Origin of the sequence: Novosphingobium olei, assembly GCF_012927405.1 — a bacterium.
Lineage (GTDB): Bacteria > Pseudomonadota > Alphaproteobacteria > Sphingomonadales > Sphingomonadaceae > Novosphingobium > Novosphingobium olei.
This window is the reverse complement of sequence record NZ_JABBGM010000010.1, coordinates 1-25,026: the sequence shown is the minus strand read 5'-3', so window position 1 is coordinate 25,026 and position 25,026 is coordinate 1. Positions and strand designations below refer to the sequence as shown.

Sequence of the window (25,026 nt, the reverse complement as noted above, 5' to 3'; positions counted from 1 at the left end):
CGCGAGAGTTCAGGCAGGAGTTCAGATGGCAGGCGGTTCCACCAAGACAATCCTGATCGCGCTGGGCGCCAATGTCGGCATCGCAGTGGCCAAGTTCGGCGCGGCGGCGGTGACCGGATCTTCGGCGATGCTGACCGAAGGGGTGCACAGCCTGGTCGATTCGACCAATCAGGTGCTGCTGCTCTATGGCCGCAAGCGGTCGACCAAGCCCGCCGACGCGGCGCATCCGTTCGGCTATGGCCGCGAACTGTACTTCTGGTCGTTCATCGTGGCGATCCTGGTCTTCGCGCTGGGCGCGGGCGTTTCGGTCTACGAAGGCGTGCTGCACATCATCGAGCCCGAACCGGCGACCAACCCGCTGATCGCCTTCGCCGTGCTGGGCATCGCCTTCGCGCTGGAAGGGTGGTCGACGATCGCGGCGCTGAAAGACTTCAATTCTTCGCGCCGGGGATCGATCTGGGCGGAAATCCGCAAGACCAAGGACGCGCCGACGCTGGTGCTGCTGCTGGAAAATTCGGGTGCGCTGATCGGCCTTGTCGCCGCCGCGCTGGGGCTGACGCTGAGCCTGGTCACGGGCAATCCGTTCTGGGACGGGCTGGCCTCGGTGGTGATCGGGCTGGTGCTGGGCGTGCTGGCGATCGTGCTGCTGTACGAAGCCAAGGGGCTGCTGATCGGCGAAAGCGCCGATCCCGTGCTGGTCGAGGCGATCCGGCGCAAGGCGGCGGCGCATGCGGGCGTGGTGCGGGTGCATGAAGTGCTGACCCTGCACAGCGCGCCGACGATGGTCACCGTGATCATCAGCGCCGATTTCGAGGATGCGATGCTGGCCCGCGATGTCGAACGGATCGTGCTGGAGATAGAGCGCGAGGTGGCGCAGAGCTTCCCGATCGTGGCGCGGGTCTATGTCCGCCCGCGCGACAGTTCGACCGCAGGCGCGGCGCTTCCCGCCGGAGTGTGACTCAGGCGGCGCGGCGGACGGTCAGGCGCAGCCATTCGCGGGCGCGGCGCTGCGCTTCGGCGATTTCGCGCGCGGTCATCTCGTCGGCGACGTCGGCGCGGCACTGCGCGGCTTCGTCATGGCCGGCGACGGCGGCGAGGTTGAACCACTTGTGCGCTTCGACCAGATCGCACGGCGCGCCGTGGCTGCCGGTGGAATAGGCGACGCCGAGATCGAAATAGGCCGAGATGTCCCCGCCTTGCGCGGCGGCAAGGCAGCTGGCGACGAGATCGTCGTGCGCGTCGCCCGCAGCAATGGCGGTGATCGGCGATGCTGGCGTGGCCGAAAGGCCGGTGACAGAATTCATGTTCATGTTCCCCAAACCCTGTAACTTCAGCGGGTGCCCCCACGGCCCCGGCATGGGCAAAAGTCACCATGTTTGGTCAACAAAGCGTTAACGCCGGCAAGATTGCGGTTGCGGAGTCCGGCGCGGAGTATCGCTAACCGTGTTTCTACGCTGGCAGGCGATCCTTCATCGCAAGGCAATTGGGCTGTGTCTAAAGGACTTGTGGCGATTCGGGGTGGCCCTTATAGGCGCGGCCAAACCAGAAGCTTGCGCCGCGTCGGCTTGCGGTGCTGGAAGTCTCGGGGTCGTCGTTTTTCAGCCCGCAACCTGATGGGTTTCGGGCCATGCGGAGGGCCGAATGGCTGGCGTACTGAGTGACGAGATCGACGTTCTGGCAAAAGCCCGCCGGGCCATGCCAAGCGATTATGTGCCGAGCGATGACGAAGAATACATGTCCGAGCAGCAGCTCGACTATTTCCGCCGGCTGTTGCTGCAGTGGAAGAAGTCGATCCTCTCGGCATCGGAAACGACGCTGACCGCGTTGCAGGATGGCCCCTTGCGCGAACCCGATCTGAACGATCGCGCATCGAGCGAGACCGACTGGGGCATCGAACTGCGCACCCGCGACCGCCAGCGCAAGCTGATCGCCAAGATCGATTCGGCCATGCGCCGCATCGACGAGGGCGAATACGGCTTCTGCGAGGTGACCGGCGAGCCGATCGGCCTGGGCCGCCTGATCGCCCGCCCGATCGCGACGATGACCGTCGAAGCGCAGGAAGCGCACGAACGCCGCGAGAAGATCTCGCGCGACATGTGACTTTCTGTCTCGTTACGAGACAGGCGGGCTGTTAAGCGATCATTAGGCACGTTCATTTGCGATTACTGCGCGATTTGGCGGCAGAAACGGGTGAAAGGCGCGGATTTTCGGGTTAACACCCGGTCCGTGCTTCCAACCAGGTGACGCAAATGCAACAGATGCAGGCCATGGACGATATCGATCATCGCCAGCTCGGGCGAGACAGCATGTTCCTTATGGCCGACCTGCGCCTGGTCGGCACCGATGGGGAGCACAAGGTGCGCGTGCGCAACCTGTCGGCCGGGGGCGTGATGGCCGAAGGCAGCATCAAGGTGGCACGCGGCAACGAAGTCGAAGTGTCGCTGCGCAACATCGGCTGGGTGCGCGGCACGATCGCCTGGATCCAGGACAACCGCTTCGGCATCGCCTTTGTCGAACCGATCAACCCGCGCCTGGCCCGCGATCCCGTGACCGCAGCGGGCGACAGCACCCCGCGCTTCGTCAAGCCGCCGCTGCCCGCCATCGACCAGACCCGCCTGCGCAAGATCTGACGGCGTAAGATCTGACCAGCACGGCGCGCGCCACGCTCGATTCGGCGCTTCTCCTTGGCAACCGTGGCGTTGCGGAATTCGTCCGCGCCGCCTAGCACCGGTGCAATGACCGTTTCCCTGCGATCCACCGCAGCGCTGCGCCTTGGCCTGACCGGCGCGCTCGTCGGCGCGCTGGCGCTGCTTGCCAGCAGCTGCGGGCGTGCGCGGCACGGGCCATTCCCGGTGGCACTGGTGGGGGATGAAGGCGCGTTCCAGACATCGGGCGTGCGCCTGTCGCCCGCCGCGCAAGTGCTGCGCGCGGCCACGGTCGAAGGGCTGGTCGGTTTCGATGCGGAAGGCCGCGTGGTGCCCGCCATCGCCGAACGCTGGATCGTGACCGACGACGGGCAGAGCTACATCTTCCGCCTGCGCGACGGGATCTGGCCCGACGGATCGCCGATCACCGCCGACACCACCGCCGCCGCGCTGCGCAAGGCGATCGCCGCGCTGCGCGGCACGGCGCTGGGGCTGGACCTTGCCCCGATCGACGAAGTCCGGGTGATGGCAGCGCGGGTGATCGAGGTCGACCTCGTGGCGCCGATGCCCGACCTGCTGACCCTGCTCGCCCAGCCAGAGCTTGGCCTGCCGTATGAAAAGCGCGGCAGCGGGCCGATGGGACTGCGGCGCGACGGCCGGACCGCGGTGCTTGCGCTGATTCCGCCGACCAGGCGCGGGCTGCCGCCGCAGGAGGACTTCGCCGCGCGCAGCCGGCCGCTGCATCTCGAGGTCGAGGACGCGGCGCGCGCGGTCGAGCGCTTCAACGACGGCTATGTCGATGCGGTGCTGGGCGGGCGGATCGACACGCTGCCGCTCGCCGGTGTCGGCGGGCTGACGCGGGGCAACGTCCAGATCGATCCGGTGATCGGCATGTTCGGGCTGATGGTCGACCGCGCCGACGGGTTCCTGGCCGATGCGCCCAACCGCGAGGCGCTGGCGCTGGCGATCGACCGGGCGACGCTGCTGGGCGAATTCAACGTCGGCGGCTGGCAGCCGACCACGCGCATCGTTTCGCCCGACGTCGAAGGCGATCTGGGCACGGTGGGCGAACGCTGGGTGGCGATGGACATGGCGGCAAGGCGCGCCGCAGCGCTCGAACGCGTCACGCGCTGGAAGGCGGCGGGCAATCCCGCGCCGGTGCTGCGCGTGGCAATGCCCGATGGTCCCGGATCGCAGATCGTGCTGGCGCGGCTGACCACCGATTTCGCCGCGATCGGCATCGGGCTGGTGCGCGTGGGCGAAGGCGGCAAGGCCGACTTGCGGCTGGTCGATACCGCCGCGCGTTATGGCCGGGCGACGTGGTTCCTCAACCAGCTGACCTGCGCAATCCAGAAGGCGGCGTGCAATCCCACCGGCGATGCGCGGCTGGACGAAGCGCGCAAGGCGGTCGATCCGCGCCAGCGCGCCGCGCTGCTGGGCGAGGCGGAGGCGGAGATGACCGCCGCCAACGGCTTCATCCCCATCGCGCGGCCGCTGCGCTGGTCGCTGGTGCGCAGCGGAGTCACCGGTTTCGCGCTCAACCCCTGGGGGTGGCATCCCTTGCCGCCGTTCGCCGCCGTTCCCAAATAGGGGGCATGAACGCTTCCGCTTCCGCGGCGCCTGCCTCACGCCCGCGTCGCTATCTCCCCGACATGCCCGGCCTTGGCCGCGATCCCGCTTCGGTGCGGGCGCGGATCGAGGCGCTGGAGTTCGTGCTCGAGCGTGCCGTGCAGGTCCCCGGCCTCAAGCGCGCGATCGGGCTCGATGCCATCGCGGGGCTGGTCCCGGTGGTGGGCGATCTGGTGACGGCGGCGCTGGGCTTCTGGCTGGTGTGGGAAGCGCGCAATCTGGGCCTGCCGCGCTGGCGGCTGTGGCAGATGAGCGCGAATGTCGCCTTCGATACCGCCGTCGGTGCGGTGCCGGTGGTGGGCGATGCGTTCGACGTGCTGTTCCGTTCGAACAGCCGAAACCTGAAGATCATCCGCAAGCATCTCGACCGGCATCACCCGGCCAGCGGCGTGATCGAGGGCTGAGAAGACGCAGGCGGGGTCGGGCACGCTGGGGCGGGGCAGGGCGAAGCATTGGTAGCCCTGCAGCCGCAATCTCAGAAGTCGATCGCGATCCCGTTCTTTTCCCAGTCGCCGAAGCGGGTGGGGTCGATCCCGTCCGGATCCTCGCCCGGCGTTACCGCCTTGGGCGTGGGCGCGGGCTCGTTGGTCCAGTGCTCCGGCTTGGCGAAGCCTGCGGGACGCTGCGTCATGCGCGGCGTCGCAGCGGGGGGCGTTTGCTTGTCCATGGCGTGCGAGATGGTGCCTCTTGCCGGCGGATGCAATTGCCATTTGGGGCAGAGGGGCCGATAGGCGGGCGATGAACGCTCGCTCCCCCGAAGACATTCCCGGCGTCGAGGCGCGCCGCGCCGCCCTGCGCATGCTCGATGCCGTGCTGCGCCGGGGCGAGCCGCTCGACCAGAGCGCGCCGCCGATCCTGCGCGCCATCGAACGCGGCGACGATCGCGCGCTTGCCACCGCCATCGCGCAGGAAGCGCTGCGCTGGCTGGCCGATCTCGACGCGCTGATCGATGGCGCCACCCGCCAGATCCTGCCAGATGATGCCAAGGCGCGCAGCGTGCTGCGGATCATGCTGGCGCAGGCGCTGCGGCTGGGCCTGCCGCCGCACGCGGTGATCGCCACCGGCCTGCCGCTGCTGATGGGCGGCCCTCGCCGGCTGGCGCACGGGGTGTTTTCGGCCGTGCTCAAGGGCGGGGAAGGCCTTCCCGATGCGCCGAGCCTGCCCGAAGCGGTGGCCGCGCGCTGGCAGCAGGCCTGGCCCGACCGGGTCGAGGCGATTGCCGACGGACTTGCCGTGCCGCCGCCGCTCGACCTGACGCTGCGCGATCCGGCGCAGACCGCGCAATGGACCGAACGGCTGGGTGGAACCTCGCTGACGCCCGGCCACGTCCGGCTGGCGCGCGCCGGCGCGGTCGAAGGGATCGACGGCTTTGCCGAAGGTGCGTGGTGGGTGCAGGACCTGGCCGCCAGCGTGCCCGCGCGGCTGCTGGGGGCGGGCGAGGGCCGCCGCGTGCTCGACCTGTGCGCCGCGCCGGGGGGCAAGACGATGCAGCTTGCCGCCGCAGGCTGGAAGGTCACCGCGCTCGACAAGTCGGGGCGCCGGCTCGAACGGCTGGCCGCCAACCTCAAGCGCGTGGGGCTGGACGCCGAGGTCGAGATCGTGACCGCCGATGCGATGCAGTGGCGGCCCGAAGAAATCTACGATGCGGTGCTGCTCGATGCACCGTGTTCGGCCACCGGCACCTGCCGCCGCCACCCCGACGTGCTGCTGCGCCAGCCCGACTTCGCGGGACTCGAGGAACTGCAGCGCAACCTGCTCGAACGCGCGGCGGGCGCGCTGAAGCCCGGTGGCACGCTGGTCTATGCCGTCTGCGCGCTGGAGCCGAACGAAGGCGAGCGCCAGGCCGACTGGGTCAGGGCGCTGCGCCCCGCGCCGATCCGCGCCGACGAACTGCCGCAGGGCCTGGCGCCGACCGCCGAGGGCTGGTTCCGCGCCGATCCCGGTATGCTCGCAGCGGCAGGCGGGATCGACGGGTTCTTCGCCGCGCGCTGGGTAAAGGCTGCCTGAGCCGGCCACCCGCGCACGGCGATATGCTTCAGGCCCTTTTGATCAGGCCCATGTGATCAGGCCTTGACCTTGTTGGCGAAGCTCTTGCGCAGCTTCATCAGCTTGGGCGGGATCACCGCCAGGCAGTAGGGATTGCGCTGGCCTTCGCCTTCCCAGTATTCCTGGTGATAGTCCTCGGCCGGGTACCACGTGGCGGGGCCTTCGATCGTGGTCACGATCGTGCCGTCGCGTTCGGCTTGCGCGCGTTCGATCCCGGCCTGCGCCTCGCTGCGCTGTTCGTCGTCCAGCGGGAAGATCGCCGAACGGTACTGCGTGCCAATGTCGTTGCCCTGGCGGTTGAGCTGCGTCGGATCGTGCGTGGCAAAGAAGATGTCGAGCAGCTGGGCATAGCTGATCGTGTCCGGATCGTAGGTGACGCGGATCGCCTCGGCATGGCCGGTGTTGCCCGAACAGACTTCCTTGTAGGTGGGATCGGCCTTGGTGCCGCCGATATATCCGCTCTCGACATTGCTGACGCCGATCACGTCGCGGAAAACCGCCTCGGTGCACCAGAAGCAGCCGCCTGCAAGGACGGCCGTTGCTTGTTCGCTCATGCGCTTTATTCTCCTGAATTGGCCCGAAGATAGGCATCGATCCCGTGCTTGTCATCGGTCCCCAAGGAGAATCCCCGTGATGCGCCGTTTGAGCCTTGCCCTGCTTGTCGCCGTTGCCGCCGGCAGCCTTTCCGCCCCTGCGCTGGCCGATGGCACGCCGAAGGCCGGCGCGGCGATCGATCCCGCGCTGGCCGCGGCCGTGGCCGATCCGCTGCGCAAGGACGATGCCGCGCGCGACGTCTATCGCAAGCCCGACAAGACGCTCGCCTTCTTCCGCGTGGGGCCGGTGATGAAGGTGGGCGAATATGCCCCCGGCGGCGGCTGGTATTCGCGCCTGCTCGGCATCTATCTTGCGCCCAAGGGCAAGCTCGTGGGGCTGTTCGGCGATGCCAGCGGCGCCAGTGCAGAGCGGCAGGCGGGCATGCAGGCGGCCGTGGCGAAGTTCCCGGCGCAGGTGGCAGGATGGGCGGCGCAACCCGCTGAAAGGTTCAGCGCCTTCTCGCTGGGCGCGGTGCCGGCGGGCGAAAAGGGCACGTTCGACCGCATCCTGCTGATGCGCGCGATGCACAACCTGCTGCGGTCGAAGACCGCCGACAGCGAGCTTGCGACGATGCGCGACCTGCTCAAGCCAGGCGGCATGATCGGGATCGAGCAGCACCGCGCCAAGGCCGATGCACCGGATGCCTACGTCGATGGCAGCAAGGGCTACTTGCGCGAAGCCGACGTGATCAAGGTGATGGAAGCGCACGGCTTTGCCTTTGTTGGCCGCAGCGAGGCCAACGCCAATCCGAAGGACCCCGCCAACTGGCCCGACGGCGTGTGGACGCTGCCGCCCTCGCTCGATGGGGCAAAGGACGATGCGACCCGGGCGCGGCTGCAGGCCATCGGCGAAAGCGACCGCATGACGCTGCTGTTCCGCAAGCGGAGCTGATGTGCCGCTCGCCGGGTTGATGGGCGCGATTGAATTAGCGGCGGCGGGCGATTAGGTCCGGGCCCATGACCAGCATCACCATCGCCGCCCTCCAGCTCGCGCTCCATGCCGACGAGCAGACCAACATTGCCGCCGTCGCCGCGCTGGTCGAACAGGCCGCGGCGAAGGGGGCGCAAGTGGTGCTGCCGCCCGAGCTGTTCGCCGGGCCGTATTTCTGCAAGCATGAGGACGAGGCGCTGTTCGCGCTCGCCCATCCGCTCGACGAGGATCCCTCGGTCAAGGAAATGCGCAAGCTCGCCAAGGCGCTGGGCATTGCCATCCCGACCAGCTTCTTCGAGCGTGACGGCCACCATTACTACAACACGCTGGCGATGATCGGCCCGGATGGCGAGGTCATGGGCGTCTATCGCAAGAGCCACATCCCCGACGGGCCGGGCTACGAGGAGAAGTTCTATTTCCGCCCCGGCAACACCGGGTTCAAGGTGTGGGACGTGTTCGGCACCCGCATCGGCGTGGGCGTATGCTGGGACCAGTGGTATCCCGAATGCGCGCGCGCCATGGCGCTGATGGGGGCAGAGCTGCTGTTCTATCCCACCGCGATCGGCTCGGAACCCTATGACGCGAGCTTCGATACCAGCCGAATCTGGCGCCGGGCGATGCTGGGCCATGCCGCTTCGAACTGCATGCCGGTGATCGCAGCCAACCGCATCGGCACCGAAGAGAACGACCAGCGCTTCTACGGTCACAGCTTCATCGCCAACCAGTGGGGCGATTTCCTGGCCGAATACGGCGCGGAGGAAACCGGGACGCTTGTCGCGACGATCGATCTTGCCGAAGCGGCCAAGCACCGCGCCGGCATGGGCTTCTTCCGCGACCGCCGCCCCCAGCTCTACGGCCGGCTCGCCGAGGATATCTGACGCTGGAGCGCCAGCGCTACCTGATCGCGCTCGGCTCGAACGTGCGCCATGCGCGCCACGGCGCCCCGCGTGCCGTGCTGCGCGCGGCGCTGGGGGCGTTGGGCGAGGCAGGGATCGCGGTGGTGGCCGCATCGCCGGTGCTCGCCAGCGCGCCGCTCGGTCCTTCGCGCCGGCAATATGCCAATGGCGCGGCGGTGGTCGAAGCGACGCTGGGCCCCCGCGCGCTGCTCGCGCTGCTGCAGCGGATCGAGCGGGATTTCGGCCGCATCCGCCGGGGACAGCGCTGGAGCGCGCGCACGCTCGACCTCGACATCGTGCTGTGGAGCGGCGGCGCGTGGGCGGACAAGGCGCTGACCATCCCGCATCCCGCCTTTCGCGAGCGCGACTTCGTGGTGCGGCCCGCCGCCCGCATTGCCCGCGACTGGCGCGATCCCGCCACCGGTCTTGCCCTTAAACACCTCTCCGCCCGCTTGACCCGCAAGTCCCGCGCCCCTAGTGCCGCACGACGCCGCGCGCCTTGACGGCGCGAGACACGCGCGGGCCCTTAGCTCAGTCGGTAGAGCAACTGACTTTTAATCAGTAGGTCGCTGGTTCGAATCCAGCAGGGCTCACCACGGCGGACATCTCAGGTTTTTGCGGCACCCTAGGTGTCCGGATATTTCCTCCATGAATGTGCTGGGTAAGCACCAAGTAAGCACGGTGTTTATCTAGAAGTGGCCGCGTCCTTGGATAGATAGCGGTTCCGCCGCTCTAAACTCGTTTGGCTGTCTGGGAGCGAGAGTATGATAAATCGCGACGAGCTGATTCTCTGCACACTGATGGGAGCTACGGGTGGAGGGGTTGGAATTGCCGTCGCCATCTTGATCAGATTAGGAATGCCGATCGAGCCAACTATGTCGCTAGTAGGTGCGTTCATCGGCGCAGCAGGCACCGTGGCTGGCTCAGTATGGTTGTCAGATCGCAACCGGAATGCCGAGCTTCGACAAGAGATCAAAATCCTTATTGACGACTTGGAGGCACTGTCAAGTTATGCCTCCCATGCAATCATATGTGCTCCAAAAGAAAATGAAAATTGGTCGGACGAGTACAGAAAAAGCCTCAACGAATTTGGCTGGAAAACTCGAGGCAGCAGAATGGTAATCGAGAAAGCTTTGGAACGAAGCCGATCTTTGGACTTTAAGCAGTTGGCCTCCCTCACTCATTTGCAAATAAATCTGGCATATGCAGAAACTTTTTTTCAGGACTGCTTCGAAACTGAAGCAGAATTAGAGCCATGGGATGAGCGCACGTGGCCGGGCGTTTTAAGGAATGTCATCCAGGAATCAGGCGCCACGTTGGAAATATTGAGGCGCGGCACTGCTCTAACGCGCAAGTGAAAGCTTCTGGAATTTCGAGTTGCACAGGCATTAGATGACACGGATTGGAGCGAGAGGAACAGAAGGATCGCGGCCTAGTCCATCCTAAATCCCGGAGGTGGCGGCGGGACGGCGCCTTGACGCAAAACCGTCGCAGGCAATTTCGGAAAGGACTTCACAGCTTCTCCGCGTGCGCCTTTCCGCGCTGCTTCAATTGCCTTCTGGATCGCCTTGCGCTGAGCCTCGGGAGCCATCCCCCCGAAGGCAGCATTGCCGACAAGCACGCTCAGGCGCTGATGCGCATCCTGTCCCGCCTTCGCCGCAAGCTGCTCGTATTCCTGCGGCGTATAGTGGACCCGCTTGCCATCGACGTTGTGTGCCTTCGGAAAGTTGGTTGCCGTGGCGCCTAGACGCAGGAGAGCCGCATTGACCGGATCGTTGAGACGGTTCGAGGTCGTAACCGGCGAAAGCACATCTGGGCCGAGCCGGTCGGTTGTGATCGGCGCGCCCCAAATCGTTCGTTCCGCTGGCAGACCCTTTGACACCATCGGCAACCGAGCGCGAATTTCATCGCCCAGCGAGTTGGTATCGCGGCGAACTGGATCGATCGTGCGCGCCACCTGTGCGACGCCAGCAGGCACCACGGACGACGCCACCTGATTGCGCAGGTAATTCGCTCCCATGCGCTGTGGATCGTTCGCCATCTGGAAGAAGTCCGACAGGCCCGACAGCCACGTCTTGTCGCCCATGCTCTTCAGGATCGAGGCCACCAGCAGGCCCGAGTATTCCTCAAGCTGGCGCGGCGTCATTCCGTCTGCCTTCGTCGCCAGATCGGCAGCGATGCTGATTGTAGAAGAGAACGGATCAAGACGACTGTAGGCGACATAACGGCCACCCATCTTCACCGAGTAGGGCTGCCAGCCATCGGCGCGGAGCAGGCGTTCCTTGTTCTTGTCATCTGGAGGCGACCCGGTAACCATCCCTTGCCGGGCGAGGTCGGCCATCCACATGCCAAAGCCGGTCCCGACCATCGCCTTTGCAATGGCAAGATCCCGGCGAGCGCCACCGGCCAAGACATCCGCCCGCCACTCTTTCACAAGCGGTGCGAGGGGGGAGCGCTCGGCAGCGAACTTCATCAGGTTGGTCGGCGTTCGGACGAACGGCACCACGAACTTGAGCGAAGGATGGCGCTGTGTTGCCGTTGAGATTGTCTGTGCGATGCCAGACAGCGGGCGTTGGAACGTGATGTATCGGGCGTAGTCGAATGCCCTCTCAAGCATATCGTCTGGCGGGTTCGAGAGCAGCTCGGCAATTCGCTTCGCCTTCGCTTCGCCCTTCAGTCCTTCCTTTGACGCCTGCCTATCAGCGAGACCCGCCATTTCCATATGGCGTGCCATCGCCTTGAACACTTCGTCTTCAGCCGAGAGGGCACGCATCGGCGCACGCACTACCTTGCCACCCATGCCGCCAATTGCGGCTTGGGTCGGTGCCTCCATCTTTCCTGCGAAGTCCGACGTTTCGCCCGTCCGAAGCGTGCGCAGGAATTGCTGCCCGCCTTCCTTGATGCCTTCGAGAAAGCCGAACGCGCGCGAGCCGATCTCGGAGCCGTAGACGCGATCCGCCGCAGCTTCCTTGCCCGTGATGGCTCGACGACCAAGACCGAGCGCCGCTGCCGCCGCATGCTCCGGGAATTGTCCGAGCGCGGTCATGGTGTTCGAAACGATGTTGGCAACGTGGGTCTGCGGGCCCGACAGGAGCATGAAGTACCGAAGCTCAATCGCCTTATCGATCCAACGCGGCTTGCTGAGCTTGTCGGCCACGACGTTGAACTTGCCGGGGTCGCCTTCGACAGCATCCAGAAGCGTTTCAGCGGCGTCCTGGAGCCGCTTCCCGCCGCCAGAGCGATCGACCACCGCCTTGAGCACATCGCCGCGCACGTTGCGGCTTTCGGCCAGCATTTTGAACTGCTGGAGCGCGCGACCGGCTTCCGCCGTCATGCCCGACACCTGTTCCTGTATTGCCACGTGCCGAGAAAGCTTGCGCTGAAACTCGGCAAGCACATCGTCGCCGGGGTTCTCCATCGACTGAACCCGTTTGGCAGCGTTGACCAGCTCGTTGCCGGACTTTGCGAGTATCTGCCGTGCGGCCAGCGCCTCTTCGGCATTGAGCGCCTGCCCCTTGCGGCGTGTCAGCAGCGCTTCAGGAGTCATGCCCAACTCACCGGCTAGGCGTTCGGTTTCGGCCTGCGTCACCCGGCCACGGGTTGCAGCATCTAACCCGCCCACGCGGCTATCGACCTGGGAAAGCGCGCGACGAATGTCCTGCGGGCTCTCCAGCTTGTCGAGGTTGATATTGCCCGCGAAGTCAGGGCCACCAGCAGGCCATTCCTCGTAAGCCTCAGGAGGGGCAAATGGTTGTGGCTCTTCAGCCGGGACTGACTTGTCGCGCCACACCTGCCCGTCCTCAGACCGCTGACGAGCAAGGTCCTGCCGCTCCGTGCGGGCTGCATTGAAGCGGTCAATCTCGGCAAAATCTTCCGGCAGAAAGTGACGGTTCCAGCCTTCCTGTGTGCCGCGCATCGCATCGAGGAACGTGTTTACGTCGGGCCGCTCTGCATGGTCGGGAAAGTACCCCGCCTCCCACGCGCGCAGTGCGGCATCGTCGAAATTCATGCCGCTCTCGTTGTTCACCAGCGGGCCGAAGCGGCTTTCCTGCCCCACGAAATCCATCCCGGATCGCGCCTTGTTGGTCAGGTCCATGTGCGTCAGTTCACCCCCCTGATCGCGCAGGCCGCCGTTGAGGCGCAGCCAGCCCACCAGATCGACCGGCCCAGCCTTGGGCACTTCGGCACCGTTCCATGCGCGCAGCGTCTGCTTGGTCAGCTCGCCGCGCTCGTTCGGAGCCGTGGCAGGCGCATAGCGGCCCTTGTCCATTGCCGCCGCCTCTTCGACCGAGCCGACTTCGTTGGAAGGGATCGGCACGACATCGCGCGGCTGAATATCGGCGGCGCGCAGCTGCGCTTCAGATAGCGGTGCGTCCATGCGGGAAGCACGAGGGGCGAACAGGTAATCCGGCTGACGCACCTCCTGCGACAATGACGCACCCGGCTCAGTTGCCATAGCCTGAGCAGGTGCCACTTGATCAGACGGGGTAGCCTCACTTGCCACCCGTTTCAGATCATCGCCAGTAATCGGGGCCGTCGCCTCACCCGCAGGCGGAAAAAGCTCAGGACCTGACTTGCCCCGCGCCCAGGTCCAACCCTTCGCGATATAGGGCGCAGCAGCTTCCAGAGCCTTCCCGCCCAGCACCGTAGCGGCGAGACCTTCGCCCGCACCGACAACACCAGAGGTCAGCCGTTGGGCAAGAGTGCCTTCACGACCAAAGCCGGAAAGACCGCCGTAGACAGCGCCCCACTTTGCGAGGTCGGCAGCAGAGTTAACCTTGCCGAGAGGCAGTGCCAGCCCACCCGCAATTTCGCCCCCTGTGGTGGCGTAGGGATGCTCTTGGCGGTCAAAGCCGGTGATTGCCTCATTCTGCGCCTCGTTGTTTGCCCAGATGTCTGCAAGGCGGCGGTCACTGTTCCAGACGCTCTCACGCCCCGGCGTAGCACCGAGCGCATCGGCAATCGCGCCGGTTTCCTCCAGAAGGTTCGGCAGCACGCCGTTGCCGAAGCCGCGTGCCGTCGCGCCCACGGCACCATCGCCATTGCCTGTCAGGATCTTTGGCGCTTCACCGTAAGCGAGGCCCGGACGCTGACCCGTCTTCTTGAAGTACGCTCGGGCAGTCTTTGCGCTCTCCAGATCGAGAATGCCGCCGCTTTGCTTCACGTAGTCCGCGACCTGCTCAAGCGGTACGTCGGAATACACCAGATCAAGCGTCTTCGTTTCGGCATCGGGTCGGAGGCCAGCCCAAGGTGTTGGCGTATCCCAAAAGCGCGCAATGGTTTCACGATCAGGTGACGGCATCGGATTGTGCCGGAAGTCCGCAGGCGTCTGCGAAAAGACCCCATGCATGCCCAAACGGTTCTGACGCGCGAGGCGTTCGGCCTGCATGTAGTCGAAGCGGCGTTCAGGATCGGCGCTCATGAACTGCGGCGCGGCCAAGGCATCGCCAGAGCGAATGAGAGACTGCCCCACATCCTCTCCACCAGCGGCGACGGAAGCCACCGGGCGACCGAAGGAGACGCCCTGCGCGTTGCCAATCGAGGTGGTCTGGGCGAGCAGACGGCTTGCACGGGCTAGCGCGTCCTGCCCGATCGGCAAGGGTTGCCCCTGTCGGTTCCAGCCTTGTTGCTTCAGCTCTGGTGCGTCGGCCCCATACAGTCGGAGATGCCGGCCAGACGCGAGAGCGAACGTGTCGCCATCGATTGCTTGCCCGGTCAGCCGATCGCGCAGAGGCTCTGCCGTGGCACCGAGGGGTGCCTGAACGGGATGCGGCGAGTCCACTGCAAAACCCGGAGGCGGGGGAGGAACAGGGTTCCGTTGGCGGGGTGGACCGTCGAGGGTGAACCCCGGAGGCGGGGCAGGCGGGTTGCTCACGTTGCGGGCACCCATGCGCTACCATTCCACATTACCTTTTGGCCGTTTGGCCCGGTCGCAGTCGGGGCCGAGGCCGCAGAACGCCCACCGCCCCGTTGCGGCAGCGGATGCGTATCTCGATAGGTGGGCGCGCTCTTGACCTGGACACGGCCAGCGATGCCCTGCTGCTGATATCTCAGTCGATTTTGCTGGCGCAGGTTCTCCAGCGTCGCGCGGTTGTTGGTGCGGTGATTGTCCAACGACATATCGAGGCCAACGGCAGTGGGGCCATTCCCGCGAAGAATATAGTCCTGAGCCGCCTGCACGTACTGCGGAGAGCCCGGCTCGTATCCCATAGCCGCTGCATAATCCTCGAAGTCGGCAGGCTCATGCTGAAGCATGCTCGTCTCACCGCTATTCGGATCATACTGGTAGCGAGATCGGCCAAGGGTGAACGGCTGAGACGCATCAAGGTCGGCAGCATTCTGGCGAGCCCAGTCCTGGTGCTTCCATTCGGCAAGCATCCGATTGGTGTCCCATTGCCGACGCGATGCCTCTTGCCGCCGGGCATTGAGTGCGGCAATTCCCGCACTGGCTCCCGCGCCATCGCCACTTGCAGCCATCAGGGCAGGGCCGAGCACACCAGCAATATCCGCCAGCGTTTGAACCAGTTTGCTGCCCTTACGCGGGGGCATCAGCGCGGCTTGTGTTGCCTCGTAATCGAACGTTGGCTTCCGAGCCTGATCGATTGGCCGCGTCGCCTGAGTCGATGACATCGGCAAGGGGCGGCCAAACATGCCCTTGGGAGGCGTTTCAGTCGCAGGAAGCTCTGCAGACTGCTGCCCCTCTGAAAGATCGCGCGTGTCAGGCGTGGCAACGGACCCGTCCATGTTGAACGTGCCGCCGCCATAGCCGACGATCGGGCCGGGAAGCTGCTGGAGGATTGCGTCATCCAAGAGGCGACGAGCGCCGAGACCACCGAAAATCATGCTACCGCCTCACCCTCTTTGAGCAGTTCCTGGAATTGCACCGCAGCTGACACGATGGCCGGTTCAGTCGCGGCAACCATGTCCTCGAATTGAGAGCCCGGCAGTTCATCGCCTCTGTCAGCAAGGCGCGAATAGCGGGCCATGCCCTCGCCAAGCACGACCGCTCTTTCCTCGCCTGTCAGCAGTTCGGCGTGGAAGGCGAGCAGGGAAATAACGCGGCCTTCGTCGGCCACATCGCCCTGAGCCGCCGCAAGGCGAGCGAACACAAGACCTTCGCGGACAACCGCCTCGGGGTCTGCAAGCGGCTCGGCCACGATCTTCTGAATTGCCATTTGCGCTAGGGCACGCTGGGCAGCCAAACTGCCACGGGCTGCTGCGTTGAGCAGGGCAAACGGATTGCCCGTCACTGAAGGCCGACCTTCTCGCGAACCATGGCGCGAAGGTACTCTGACACGGTGCAGCCAGAGGCGCGGGCGCGGTCAGCGAGCGCGGCGATCAGGACAGCATTAGCCCTGAAAACGACAGCGCCGTCTTGAAGCTTATTGTGCACGACTGTCTCCCGACGTTGTGTATTGCTCCGGTAACACACTAAGCGGGAAAAGTCAAGGAATCTGCAGGTTTGGGGCGGGGCTGCCAACGCTTCTCAGGACGCCGACAACCCCTAAGCGGCAGGCATCTGCTCACCGCCTGACACTGATCTTGAAGCGATAGCGCCCTGCGAGGGTATACCCCTTTCTGGGGATAGACAGGACCCAGCCTTGCCGAATCGTTCCCTCTTCGTTCACGGTACAAGGATGTCCTTCAAGCGTCTCGAAACCGTCGATGATCTGGCCCGGTACGGGTTCAGCTTGAGAGTGGTCTGTGAGGGCTGCGATCATGTCGCCGTGCTAGATGCGCGCGAGCTGGCCGATCGGCTGCACGCCAAGCGCGCATCGCGGCGCATCGGCAATTTGGCGGATCGAATGCGCTGCTCGATGTGCGGCTCGAAGCAGGTTACCGCCCTACCTTCGCAGGCTGAGCCGGGGCGTTGACTCTCAAGGCAGAGCGCTCGACCTTTAGTGCATGTGTAATCTCTACCGCATGACCACCAACGCGCAGGCCGTGGCCCAGCTATTCGGCGCTATCCTGCAAGAGGGTGCGAACGTCGCCAGTGAGATCTATCCCGGCTATCCGGGCCTCGTCATGGCAGAGGGCCAGCTAAGGCAGATGACCTGGGGCTTCCCGCTGTCGCTAACTGGCAAGCAGGGTCAAAAGCTCAAACCGAAGGCAGTAACCAACGCCCGCGAAGACAAGCTTCATACTGGCTTCTGGAAGGACAGTTTCAACCGGAGACGCTGTCTGATCCCGGTCACCGCCTGGGCCGAAGCCGAGGGAGAGAAGGGCAAGATGACCCGCACGTGGTACGCCATGCCGGGCGAGGAGACATTCGCCGTCGCAGGCGTCTGGAGACCAACCGCCGAGTGGGGGAACGCCTACGCCATGGTGATGGTCAATGGCTGCGAGCAAATGGCCAACGTACACGACCGGATGCCGGTCCTATTGCCGCGCGCATCATGGGAAACATGGCAGCACGGTGAGCCCGAGGATGCCTTTGGACTTTGCACGACTTGGACAGGTGAATTGCTGGTGGAGAAAACGCAGGATCGTTGGGCGGGGCCCCGTTGAGAACTTGCACCGCTGCGAACATTGCAGAGGAAACGGGGCTCTCGCAGCGTACTGTTCGCGGCATCTTGAACCCTAAGCGGGTGGCGGGCGTTGAATGGGTATGGCAAAGCGCCCACTCAAAGTATTCCGCACGTCGGCCGGATTTGAAGACGTCTACGTCGCCGCGCCAAGCCGTAAGGCTGCGCTGGCTGCATGGGGGACCGACAAGGATCTCTTTGAGCGGGAAGTGACTGAAGAGGTCCATGATCCAAAGCTGACGGCGGCGGCTCTTGCGCGTCCCGGCGAAGTTGTCCGTGTGCCAAGGGGAACAACCGCGCAGCACCTGTCCGCAGCGGGCAAGCCGCTAAAGCGTGAGCTGCCAAACTCCGCGATACCGAAACCGCATACCCCTAAGCCGAGGGCACGCCAACCAAAGCCGAGCCGGGTAAAACTAGAGAATGCCCGGCAGAGGCTAAATGACGCTTCGCATAGCTACGATATCGCTTTCCGCGAGATCGAGCGCCAGATGGCTGAATTGGCCGATAAGCGTGACAGTCTGCGGATTGAACGCGACCGAACCCTGAAGCGGTTGAAGGTCGATGTTGCCAAGGAGCAGGAGGCATACAGCGTAGCTCTCGATGCGTGGGAGGGCTAGAGGGCAAGTTGTCGCTATAAACAGTCGCTGCCCAAGCGCGTAGCACCGCTATGCAGACCGTTCACTATCGCCACGCCGCAACCCGATGAGACCTGGAACCGATAGGAACAGGAAGACATAGACAAACCGCGCCTCTCTTTGCTCGTTCGTCGCCCGGAAGCCGTCATCTGCATACTGCTCACACGAGCCTCTTATGGGATCATCTCCGGCGTCTTCACATGTTGGTTGACCGACAGAACCGGCAGCGAGCAAGGCAATCACAAAGCATAATCCCATAAGGGATAAGAGACCGCCGCGCAGCCCGTTGTTCTTGCCCAAGTCCCGCCCGACTCTGAACGCGGCAAACGCGAAAGCCACCGTTAGTAGTGCTGGCAGAGCCTGAAAGAATCCCTGTGAAAGAACATTTGGCATCGTACGTCACCTCGCAAGAGGATGGCGCATACTGAGCCCGAGAAGCTGCAGGTCAAGTCAGGCGGCGAAGGTTCAGCTCTTTGGCACGTAAACCGCGCCGATCCACTGCCCCTTGTCGACAACCTTTACTCCAGCATTCGCGAAAGCGGTTTCAATCTTCGCCAAGCTTTCCGGCGAAACACCCCTGCCACCCTCGAAGCGCGTGACAGTCATGTATCCGACTGCCGCATGGCCGGCGAGATCGTGCGCAGACCATCCTAGCCCCGCCCTCGCCATTTTGCATTGGGTCCCATTCATCTGGTGCAATTTAATCCACAAAGTGGCTTGACGCAACCGCCCGTAAGTGAAACAAATTGAACCACCCCAGAGTGGGGGTACGACCGAACGAGAGGGGCCTAATCCTCCCGCCCGGTCTGATCGACAACCTTGAAACAGCAAGGAAACGACTATGAACGCGCATAGCATGATTGCGCCGGTGGCGCATGCCTTCAATCCACGGGAATGGCTCGCTCGCTTTGAAGAATTGGGCGGAGGCTACACTATGAACCCCGATGGCGAATTGATCATCGGCTGCATCGTCGCAGGTCGCAGCGAAGAGGACCAGAGGCGGGCACACGCCATGCTCGCTGCGCTTACTTCGACGCAGAAGAAGGCGCTGCGCGACCTCCTCCGGCCAGAACCGGTAATCCGCACCCGCCCCCACAATCCAGACAGGGCAATCGTCGATGCTTGGAACGTCGTCGGCGTAACTGATCGTCGTCTACGTCAGGCATTTGCTGAGCATGGCCACCAGTTGCCCGACAGCCTCGAAATCGAACTAACCACCACGATGGATGCCGCCGAGCACACGATCCACGATGTCCCGGCCACTACGCTTGCAGGCGTCGAGGCCAAACTGTGGTTGGCACTGACGCACATGGCTGACGCCGGCGACCAGCTCGCGGCCGTTTTCCGGTCGGATCTCGCCGCTCTGGACTCGCCAGACACCGATTGGCACCTGAGCCTGATCGTTTCCGCGATCAAAAGCATTCGCGCCATGCAGCAGGCGGCACAAGATCCCCGCGCCATCGACGAGATTACAACCGAGTCTTACTCCGGCTCGGATGCGGTGAGCGAGTATCTGGCGGCATACAATGCGCACAATGACGGCCAGACAACGGAAGACGATTACATCGAAGCGGTTTGGAAACTGGACGACTGGTGTCCGGCAACGCCGCGCGACTTTACCCGCAAGTTCGTCGCCCTCTATCGGGACGGCGGGCAACCTTCGTTTGAACGTACGCGAAAGCTTCTGGAACAAGCAAAGCATCTGGTGGGGGAGGCCTGACCATGGCCACCCGCATCTACGCCTTGGGAGGGCCTTCGGGCCTTCCCCTCGCCATGCTGGCGCAGGCAATCCCAATGCTTTCTCGGCATGAACTTGAAAGCCTCACCGAGCGACTGATTGACCGCCTGGACGAGATAGACGGCGATCCGGACTTGGAGGACGACGACCCGGCTGGCCAGATGGACGAGGATGAAATTAATACGGGACAGGCAATCGTCTATCGCCACGGTATCGCCTACCCTGGGTCTGGTTGCCTCCTCAGTGATGATGACTGCGTCGAACTTGGTCCAACCCCGATCTATGGCGAGGATCAGACGCAACCACCGCTCCCCTATCGCGGACATCACGCCTAAATGGGCCAACAGCTACCCCTGCAACTCGAAAGCGCCCCGGTCCCACCGCCGGGGCGTTTTCCTGTGCCGGAGAAGGTCCACGACTTCGCCACAAGCCTCGCCTTGTCGAATGCCTACGCCGACGCCCCGTGGTGGCTGGACATATACCGCAGGGCCTTCCCAAGTCTCGTAAGTGCGGTCAGCGTGCGCGATGACGGTTGGGCCCAGCGAGGCGGAATTGATCGCGTCCTGACCCTTGCCTGTGGCCGTACCTACACTGTGGACGAGAAAGTCCGCACCAATGACTGGCCCGACATTCTGCTTGAGCAGTGGAGCGACGAGGGAAGGCGTTCACCGGGTTGGGTCCAGAAGCCGCTGGCGTGCGATTTCATCGCCTATGCGTTTGCACCCTCCCGCAAGTGCTATCTCTTGCCTGTGGTGCCTTTACAGCGTGCTTGGAGGCAGCGTGGGCGGCAATGGATCAGAGAGTATGGACAGCGTCGCGCTAAGAACCCGGATTACGTGTCTGCAAGCGTGCCGGTGCCGATTGAGACACTGATGCCTGCTATGGTGGACGCGATGTTGGTCCGATCTTGATGGACGCGTAATAGGCACGGTCAAAAGCGATCCGTGCAGACCGATTCAATATTTTGTTGAAACCGTAACCCTTGCTCGGTAGTTACCTCCCTGCATCCGAAGCGAGATTCGGGGTGCACCGCCCGCAAGGGTTCCGCGAAATGTGGACGTAAGGGCCGTCTCGCACTCATAGCCTCCCCACCTCGGGGAGGCTATTTTGATTTTGGTGGGCAACTCTGGTGCACTAGGCGGGCGAATTTTACCGACTGGAGCTTGTGCTTGGCAGGCAAGTCAGGCTTTTGATAAGCGCTTATAACGTGCATCAAGCCATCCACTCCTGGGATGCTTCGTGCCTTGCTCAGAGTGAAGAAGACGGGATAGTGAATCCCGTCTGCCACTGCGTAAAACATATCTCGCCACAGGCCGTTGCCGTCCCTACTTTTGTAGGCCTTCCCAGCGACGTGATATTGAACGATCTGCGGAAGATCGATCGAACAACCGTACCGGACAGGGCAAAACGCCCGCCGTTCGCCGTTCGCGACGTACTCGTGGTCCGCGTCGTGATGCTGATCATCCCATTTGACGCTGAAAACGTGGTGGCTGAATGTTACGCGCAGCTTAGCTGGAAAGGCCAATGGATCCTTCGCAGGCACGGTCACATCGAACGCACTCAGATGTGCGAGAGGGTAGTCAACCCCTCCGAGAGAAAAAGGCTTGAACGACATTCCCTAACAGACAGTGTGTGTACTTTGCCCGGCAGAATGGTGCGCGCTCACTCGGCCGGCCATGCGGAATCTATTCATGCTTGGGTTGGAGGGGGAGAGCATGTTGCTGCCTAAGCCGACGCAAAGTCTTAGGCAAGTCCATTGCACTTTCGAAGCCACGAGCGCTGTTATCTCCACCACCTCGCTAGCCCCTGGAAGCCTCCACCTCCAAGCCATCGACTGACGATCGCGCCAGCGTGCGCCTGTACAGGTCAGTGTCGAGCCGCTGGATCCGTGTCTTGCCGCTCGTCAGGAACCGTTGCAGCCCATTGGGGACCGGCGCGAGACGGCGACATTGGAGAGGTTGGGAAGCGCTTGGTCGATCTAAGCGCGGATCCTGATGCGTTCGAGGCGCTGGACGACGCAGAATTGGACTGGCTCGCGGCTTGACGAGCTATGGATCCGGCGTCGGGGCCTCGATATGCGCCCATCCTAAAACGATTAGGAGGACAAGCATCAGCCAATCGAAGCCATTCACGTAATCCCAACGCGCCTTGATAATAACCACCTGCAAAGGGATCGCGACGAGCAAGACCAATGACACGACGATCCAGCGTGAGTGTTCTTCGCTCATATCCACCTCTGTTGGGGCGTGTATTCTCCGAGAGTAGCGTCGGCTGCGCGCTCCCGTCGAGCGGGGATTTTTGCTCGGACAACAGAGACCCTCATCACCAGGGCGACAGGGTACATGATGGGGGTGACACGGGGCAGGCGCGGTGTATGCGATGCGCGTCGGCAAGAACGACCGGCGCGCGCGGGCAGCCGCGGCGAGTTAGTGCGCAGTGCGCCTGATAATTCGCGCTAACTATATCAATTATAATGACAATCGAAAGTTGTGCGGCCTATTCTGCGTGAATGACCACCCTAATCGTCCTCGGAATCGCGCTTGTCGGCTACGTCGTCGCGTTCGCGATTTCGGAATGGTTCTGCCGGCTTCTCGTCAAGCGCAGCCAGTGGCGGAAGTAGCGACGCGGGGGGCGTCCGTCAGGAGGGAGCCGTAGCTGGCGTTGTAGCTCCGGCGCCAGTGGCACTCGTCGTTGGGCTGCTCGCGGCATCTGTCGGTGACTGACTACCTCCCGGGGCACCATCACCAACTCCGCCCATGCCCTGGTTCTCCGGTACTTCCTGCTGTGTTCCGCCGCCACCATTGCTGTTGCAGGCTGAGACGGCGAGAGCGATGGCGACCGGTAGAGTAAGGCGTTGCATGGCAGATCCTTCGCGCTGAGTGCCCATAGGACAGCGAGTGGTGGGCAGGTCGGTTCCTCATGGAGGTTGGCGGGGGCAGCAGGGCAGAAATACCGCGATTGTATTGATTGCAAACACGCCATGAATGAGAGTGCGCTGGCCATCTCCAGCGTCTGTGGATAGACGCCGGTAATCGGACTCGACTCAAGAACGCTTCGTGAACGATGATCCGTCTCCCCAGTGAAGTGAGTCGGAGATTGAGACATGAAGGCGTATTGGATGAGTTTTCGCATCCATGAGGATGCTGGCTACAACGTCACCTACGAAAAACTGATTGCTGCGGTCAGAAAATCTGTAGCGGGCAACTGGTGGTATGAGCCAACGTCATTCTACGCATTTGAAAGCGAATTGGGCATCAGCGATCTTGCCGCCACGCTGAAGGCGGCAATTCGATCAGATCGCGACCTAATTATCCTCGGTATGCCCGATTTCAAATCTGGTCGCATTATTGGAAAATGCGATGATCAGGACATCTTCAAGATTATCCCTTTCATGAAGAATGTCTGATGGACGGCAATCGGGACGCGAAGTACACGCGCAATTGCCAAAACGATGCGAAGACGTAGGTTCTTCATGACGGTATCATAATACCACAGGGATGCTGAAACAGCCACACCCCCTTGCCGACTCACCCCCGTTCATGAGACCATCGGCTCACTGAGAACGTGTTTCGTACGCGCGCCGGGCGCCGGTCTGAAAGGGCCGGCGCTTTGCGTCAGGGCTGGCGGCATTGGCGACCGTCAACCTTTCCCCGAATTAATCCGCCTTTCACCGTCCCATCGTTCAGCCAGGCGCATCCTCACTGCGGCAATTCTGCCTGAGAGGATGGACCGATGAAGAAGCTGCTGACCGTCGCACTGTTCGCGATTTCCGCCGCCGCAATCCCGATGACTGCTGAGGCCGCGCCTTGCAAGGACGCTAAGGGCAAGTTCACTAAGTGCCCGCCAGCCGCTGCCAAGGCAGCCGCCCCAGCAAAGGCCAAGCAGTGCCGCGACGCGAAGGGCCGCTTCAAGAAGTGCTGATTATCAGAGCCTTGCCGGTTCATTGTAGTCGGCAAGGCTCTGACTGCCCTAGATCATCGTGAAGCAGCAAAAGCCGATTGCTGCCTTTCGTTCGACCTGTCATCCCCCTGTTACCTCGCTGAATCAGGAGCATTTTAGATGAGGGTTCGGGTAGATGATGCCGTGAGCAAGGTTCCGGCCGTGACGCTCATGTTTTGGGTGATCAAGATTCTGGCGACGACGCTGGGCGAAACGGGCGGCGATGCGGTCAGCATGAGCTGGCTAGGTGAAACCACTCCGGACGCCGGAGCCAGTGGCGTGAACGGGTATCTTGTCGGCACGGCCATATTTGGCCTTCTGCTCCTGGGACTTGTTTGGCTGCAAATTCGCGCCCGACGCTTCAATCCCTGGTTGTACTGGGCAACCATTATCGCCTCGACGACCGCCGGAACCACGCTCGCTGACTTTGCCACACGTTCTATCGGTCTGGGCTACCCCGGCGGCTCACTGCTCCTCTTCAGCTTGGTACTGATTTCGCTGTTCAGTTGGTATCGCGCGCTCGGCACCGTGGATGTGAACCGCATCGATACCGCCCAGGCAGAGACGTTCTACTGGATCACGATTACATTTTCGCAGACCTTGGGAACGGCGCTGGGCGATTGGGTAGCTGACGGCTCGCTTGGCTACTCCGGCGCAGCATTGCTCTTTGGCGCAGCCCTCGCTGTTCTCGCTGCACTTTACTGGCTGACCAAAGTCTCCCGCGTCATGCTGTTCTGGGCAGCATTCATCCTTACCCGCCCCTTGGGTGCGACTGTTGGCGACTTCCTCGACAAGCCGCTGGCCAAGGGTGGTCTCGATCTCAGCCGCCCCTTGGCAACTGCGGTTCTTGCGGGCGCGATCCTATTGCTCATCGTCGGTGTGCCGCAAAGGGCGGGGACGCATCCGGTCGGTCCAGATAAACTACGATGATTGTAGTGAAATCCTAACCGAGGCCTGTCTCGTTCTAGTCGAGCCTTTAGCGGCGAGCATGAACAAAGGCCTCCTTCCAGGCTGTCTCGTGCTATATTAGTTCCAGCCCAGCAGCCTTGATCGCTGTGCAGAAGAGGCGCGGCGCTGTCGGCTCGTGCCGCAGCGCAAATTGCAAATAACTTGGTTCTAAGACAGCCATCGGACTGGTGCTCGCCGCAGACGCTTAAAAATATTCATTTAAAGTAAATCAATGAGCCAGCGTCCCCTTGAACGGAATTGCTTTGAGACAGCCGTATGGACAGAGAAAAGGCCCGCCCCTCGGTTACAGAGAGGGACGTGCCCAGCGCCAGTCAGGGAATATTAATTAGACTCGCGTCTGCGCCGCTGGTTCCTAGGTGTTCAGTCCCGGCATTTGGTGGATCGGATTGACGATGAAGCGTTCTGGCTCTGAGGTCCAGATTTTTGCGATGTATTCGTAGGGCGTGAGCCCGCTGAGTGTCTTGAGCCGGCGGGCAAAGT

25 protein-coding genes, 1 tRNA gene and 1 pseudogene are annotated in these 25,026 nt (G+C 63.1%); 19 read left to right on the top strand and 8 right to left on the bottom strand.

Translation table 11 applies throughout. The features are described from left to right. The first annotated feature begins 25 nt into the window (after window positions 1–25). A complete protein-coding gene (locus HHL27_RS17515) occupies window positions 26–958 on the top strand; it encodes a cation diffusion facilitator family transporter (protein ID WP_169494684.1) in 933 nt (310 codons plus the stop codon). A gap of 1 nt (window position 959) precedes the next feature. Here HHL27_RS17515 and HHL27_RS17510 read toward each other — a convergent pair whose 3' ends face one another. After that, entirely contained in the window at window positions 960–1,310 is a 351-nt protein-coding gene (locus HHL27_RS17510) for an SEL1-like repeat protein (RefSeq protein ID WP_206069677.1), read from the bottom strand. Between the two features lie 331 nt (window positions 1,311–1,641). Here HHL27_RS17510 and dksA point away from each other — a divergent pair, with 331 nt between their 5' ends. The 4 genes from dksA to HHL27_RS17490 all read left to right on the top strand — a co-directional run bounded on the left by dksA (window position 1,642) and on the right by HHL27_RS17490 (window position 4,678). Next, complete coding sequence (gene dksA, locus HHL27_RS17505) at window positions 1,642–2,100, top strand: RNA polymerase-binding protein DksA (RefSeq protein WP_169494683.1); 459 nt, start codon at window positions 1,642–1,644, stop codon at window positions 2,098–2,100. Window positions 2,101–2,249: 149 nt separating this feature from the next. Further along, on the top strand, window positions 2,250–2,630 hold the full coding sequence (locus HHL27_RS17500) for a PilZ domain-containing protein (RefSeq protein WP_338114936.1): 381 nt from the start codon (window positions 2,250–2,252) through the stop codon (window positions 2,628–2,630). Window positions 2,631–2,735: 105 nt separating this feature from the next. Next, the gene (locus HHL27_RS17495) at window positions 2,736–4,235 is read left to right on the top strand and encodes an ABC transporter substrate-binding protein (protein WP_169494682.1); all 1,500 of its coding nucleotides are present in this window, start codon (window positions 2,736–2,738) and stop codon (window positions 4,233–4,235) included. 5 nt (window positions 4,236–4,240) lie between these two features. Next, on the top strand, window positions 4,241–4,678 hold the full coding sequence (locus HHL27_RS17490) for a DUF4112 domain-containing protein (RefSeq protein ID WP_169494681.1): 438 nt from the start codon (window positions 4,241–4,243) through the stop codon (window positions 4,676–4,678). A gap of 71 nt (window positions 4,679–4,749) precedes the next feature. Here the strand turns inward: HHL27_RS17490 and HHL27_RS17485 are convergent, their stop codons facing one another. Continuing rightward, the gene (locus HHL27_RS17485) at window positions 4,750–4,905 is read right to left on the bottom strand and encodes a DUF1674 domain-containing protein (RefSeq protein WP_338114935.1); all 156 of its coding nucleotides are present in this window, start codon (window positions 4,903–4,905) and stop codon (window positions 4,750–4,752) included. A gap of 107 nt (window positions 4,906–5,012) precedes the next feature. Here HHL27_RS17485 and HHL27_RS17480 point away from each other — a divergent pair, with 107 nt between their 5' ends. Then, window positions 5,013–6,281 carry an RsmB/NOP family class I SAM-dependent RNA methyltransferase gene (locus HHL27_RS17480; RefSeq protein ID WP_169494679.1) on the top strand — a complete coding sequence of 423 codons (1,269 nt, stop codon included), beginning with the start codon at window positions 5,013–5,015 and terminating at the stop codon, window positions 6,279–6,281. Window positions 6,282–6,337: 56 nt separating this feature from the next. On the opposite strand, the gene msrA is transcribed toward HHL27_RS17480, so the two are convergent. After that, entirely contained in the window at window positions 6,338–6,874 is a 537-nt protein-coding gene (msrA, locus tag HHL27_RS17475; protein ID WP_169494678.1) for a peptide-methionine (S)-S-oxide reductase MsrA, read from the bottom strand. Between the two features lie 79 nt (window positions 6,875–6,953). Between msrA and HHL27_RS17470 the strand changes: the two genes are divergently transcribed. From HHL27_RS17470 to HHL27_RS17450, 5 genes are all read left to right on the top strand, one after another. Then, window positions 6,954–7,805: a class I SAM-dependent methyltransferase gene (locus HHL27_RS17470; protein ID WP_169494778.1), complete on the top strand. Its 852-nt coding sequence runs from the start codon at window positions 6,954–6,956 to the stop codon at window positions 7,803–7,805. A gap of 65 nt (window positions 7,806–7,870) precedes the next feature. Further along, on the top strand, window positions 7,871–8,722 hold the full coding sequence (aguB, locus tag HHL27_RS17465; RefSeq protein WP_169494677.1) for an N-carbamoylputrescine amidase: 852 nt from the start codon (window positions 7,871–7,873) through the stop codon (window positions 8,720–8,722). A gap of 2 nt (window positions 8,723–8,724) precedes the next feature. After that, window positions 8,725–9,243 (top strand): 2-amino-4-hydroxy-6-hydroxymethyldihydropteridine diphosphokinase, encoded by a 519-nt coding sequence (gene folK / locus HHL27_RS17460; RefSeq protein WP_169494777.1) that lies wholly within the window; start codon window positions 8,725–8,727, stop codon window positions 9,241–9,243. A 17-nt stretch (window positions 9,244–9,260) separates the two neighbouring features. After that, window positions 9,261–9,336 (top strand) — tRNA-Lys (locus HHL27_RS17455). Window positions 9,337–9,504: 168 nt separating this feature from the next. Beyond that, the gene (locus HHL27_RS17450) at window positions 9,505–10,098 is read left to right on the top strand and encodes a hypothetical protein (RefSeq protein WP_169494676.1); all 594 of its coding nucleotides are present in this window, start codon (window positions 9,505–9,507) and stop codon (window positions 10,096–10,098) included. A 74-nt stretch (window positions 10,099–10,172) separates the two neighbouring features. On the opposite strand, the gene HHL27_RS17445 is transcribed toward HHL27_RS17450, so the two are convergent. From HHL27_RS17445 to HHL27_RS17435, 3 genes are read right to left on the bottom strand one after another with little or no spacing between them, the layout of a single operon-like run. Beyond that, on the bottom strand, window positions 10,173–14,630 hold the full coding sequence (locus tag HHL27_RS17445; RefSeq protein ID WP_240959959.1) for a thermonuclease family protein: 4,458 nt from the start codon (window positions 14,628–14,630) through the stop codon (window positions 10,173–10,175). Then, window positions 14,612–15,583 (bottom strand): hypothetical protein, encoded by a 972-nt coding sequence (locus HHL27_RS17440; RefSeq protein ID WP_169494674.1) that lies wholly within the window; start codon window positions 15,581–15,583, stop codon window positions 14,612–14,614. The genes HHL27_RS17445 and HHL27_RS17440 overlap by 19 nt, the downstream gene beginning before the upstream one ends. After that, on the bottom strand, window positions 15,580–15,990 hold the full coding sequence (locus HHL27_RS17435) for a hypothetical protein (RefSeq protein WP_169494673.1): 411 nt from the start codon (window positions 15,988–15,990) through the stop codon (window positions 15,580–15,582). Before HHL27_RS17435 ends, HHL27_RS17440 begins: the two co-directional genes overlap by 4 nt. 387 nt (window positions 15,991–16,377) lie before the next feature. Here HHL27_RS17435 and HHL27_RS17430 point away from each other — a divergent pair, with 387 nt between their 5' ends. The 5 genes from HHL27_RS17430 (at window position 16,378) to HHL27_RS17410 (ending at window position 19,973) form a co-directional block, all read left to right on the top strand. Continuing rightward, window positions 16,378–16,614 carry a hypothetical protein gene (locus HHL27_RS17430; protein ID WP_169494672.1) on the top strand — a complete coding sequence of 79 codons (237 nt, stop codon included), beginning with the start codon at window positions 16,378–16,380 and terminating at the stop codon, window positions 16,612–16,614. 31 nt (window positions 16,615–16,645) lie between these two features. Then, window positions 16,646–17,248, top strand: a complete 603-nt coding sequence (locus HHL27_RS17425) for an SOS response-associated peptidase (protein ID WP_169494671.1) — start codon at window positions 16,646–16,648, stop codon at window positions 17,246–17,248. A gap of 94 nt (window positions 17,249–17,342) precedes the next feature. Continuing rightward, window positions 17,343–17,882 carry a hypothetical protein gene (locus HHL27_RS17420; RefSeq protein ID WP_169494670.1) on the top strand — a complete coding sequence of 180 codons (540 nt, stop codon included), beginning with the start codon at window positions 17,343–17,345 and terminating at the stop codon, window positions 17,880–17,882. 859 nt (window positions 17,883–18,741) lie between these two features. After that, a complete protein-coding gene (locus tag HHL27_RS17415) occupies window positions 18,742–19,620 on the top strand; it encodes an RNA-binding protein (RefSeq protein ID WP_169494669.1) in 879 nt (292 codons plus the stop codon). A gap of 2 nt (window positions 19,621–19,622) precedes the next feature. Beyond that, window positions 19,623–19,973 carry a hypothetical protein gene (locus tag HHL27_RS17410; RefSeq protein ID WP_169494663.1) on the top strand — a complete coding sequence of 117 codons (351 nt, stop codon included), beginning with the start codon at window positions 19,623–19,625 and terminating at the stop codon, window positions 19,971–19,973. 1,713 nt (window positions 19,974–21,686) lie between these two features. On the opposite strand, the gene HHL27_RS17405 is transcribed toward HHL27_RS17410, so the two are convergent. Further along, on the bottom strand, window positions 21,687–21,866 hold the full coding sequence (locus HHL27_RS17405) for a hypothetical protein (RefSeq protein ID WP_169494668.1): 180 nt from the start codon (window positions 21,864–21,866) through the stop codon (window positions 21,687–21,689). An 890-nt stretch (window positions 21,867–22,756) separates the two neighbouring features. Between HHL27_RS17405 and HHL27_RS17400 the strand changes: the two genes are divergently transcribed. The 3 genes from HHL27_RS17400 (at window position 22,757) to HHL27_RS17390 (ending at window position 24,507) form a co-directional block, all read left to right on the top strand. Continuing rightward, window positions 22,757–23,044 (top strand): hypothetical protein, encoded by a 288-nt coding sequence (locus tag HHL27_RS17400; protein WP_169494667.1) that lies wholly within the window; start codon window positions 22,757–22,759, stop codon window positions 23,042–23,044. A 326-nt stretch (window positions 23,045–23,370) separates the two neighbouring features. Then, complete coding sequence (locus HHL27_RS17395) at window positions 23,371–23,559, top strand: hypothetical protein (protein ID WP_169494666.1); 189 nt, start codon at window positions 23,371–23,373, stop codon at window positions 23,557–23,559. 138 nt (window positions 23,560–23,697) lie between these two features. Then, entirely contained in the window at window positions 23,698–24,507 is an 810-nt protein-coding gene (locus HHL27_RS17390; RefSeq protein WP_169494665.1) for a COG4705 family protein, read from the top strand. A 391-nt stretch (window positions 24,508–24,898) separates the two neighbouring features. Here HHL27_RS17390 and HHL27_RS17385 read toward each other — a convergent pair. Further along, window positions 24,899–25,026: pseudogene (locus HHL27_RS17385) on the bottom strand (IS481 family transposase); the annotation flags it as partial.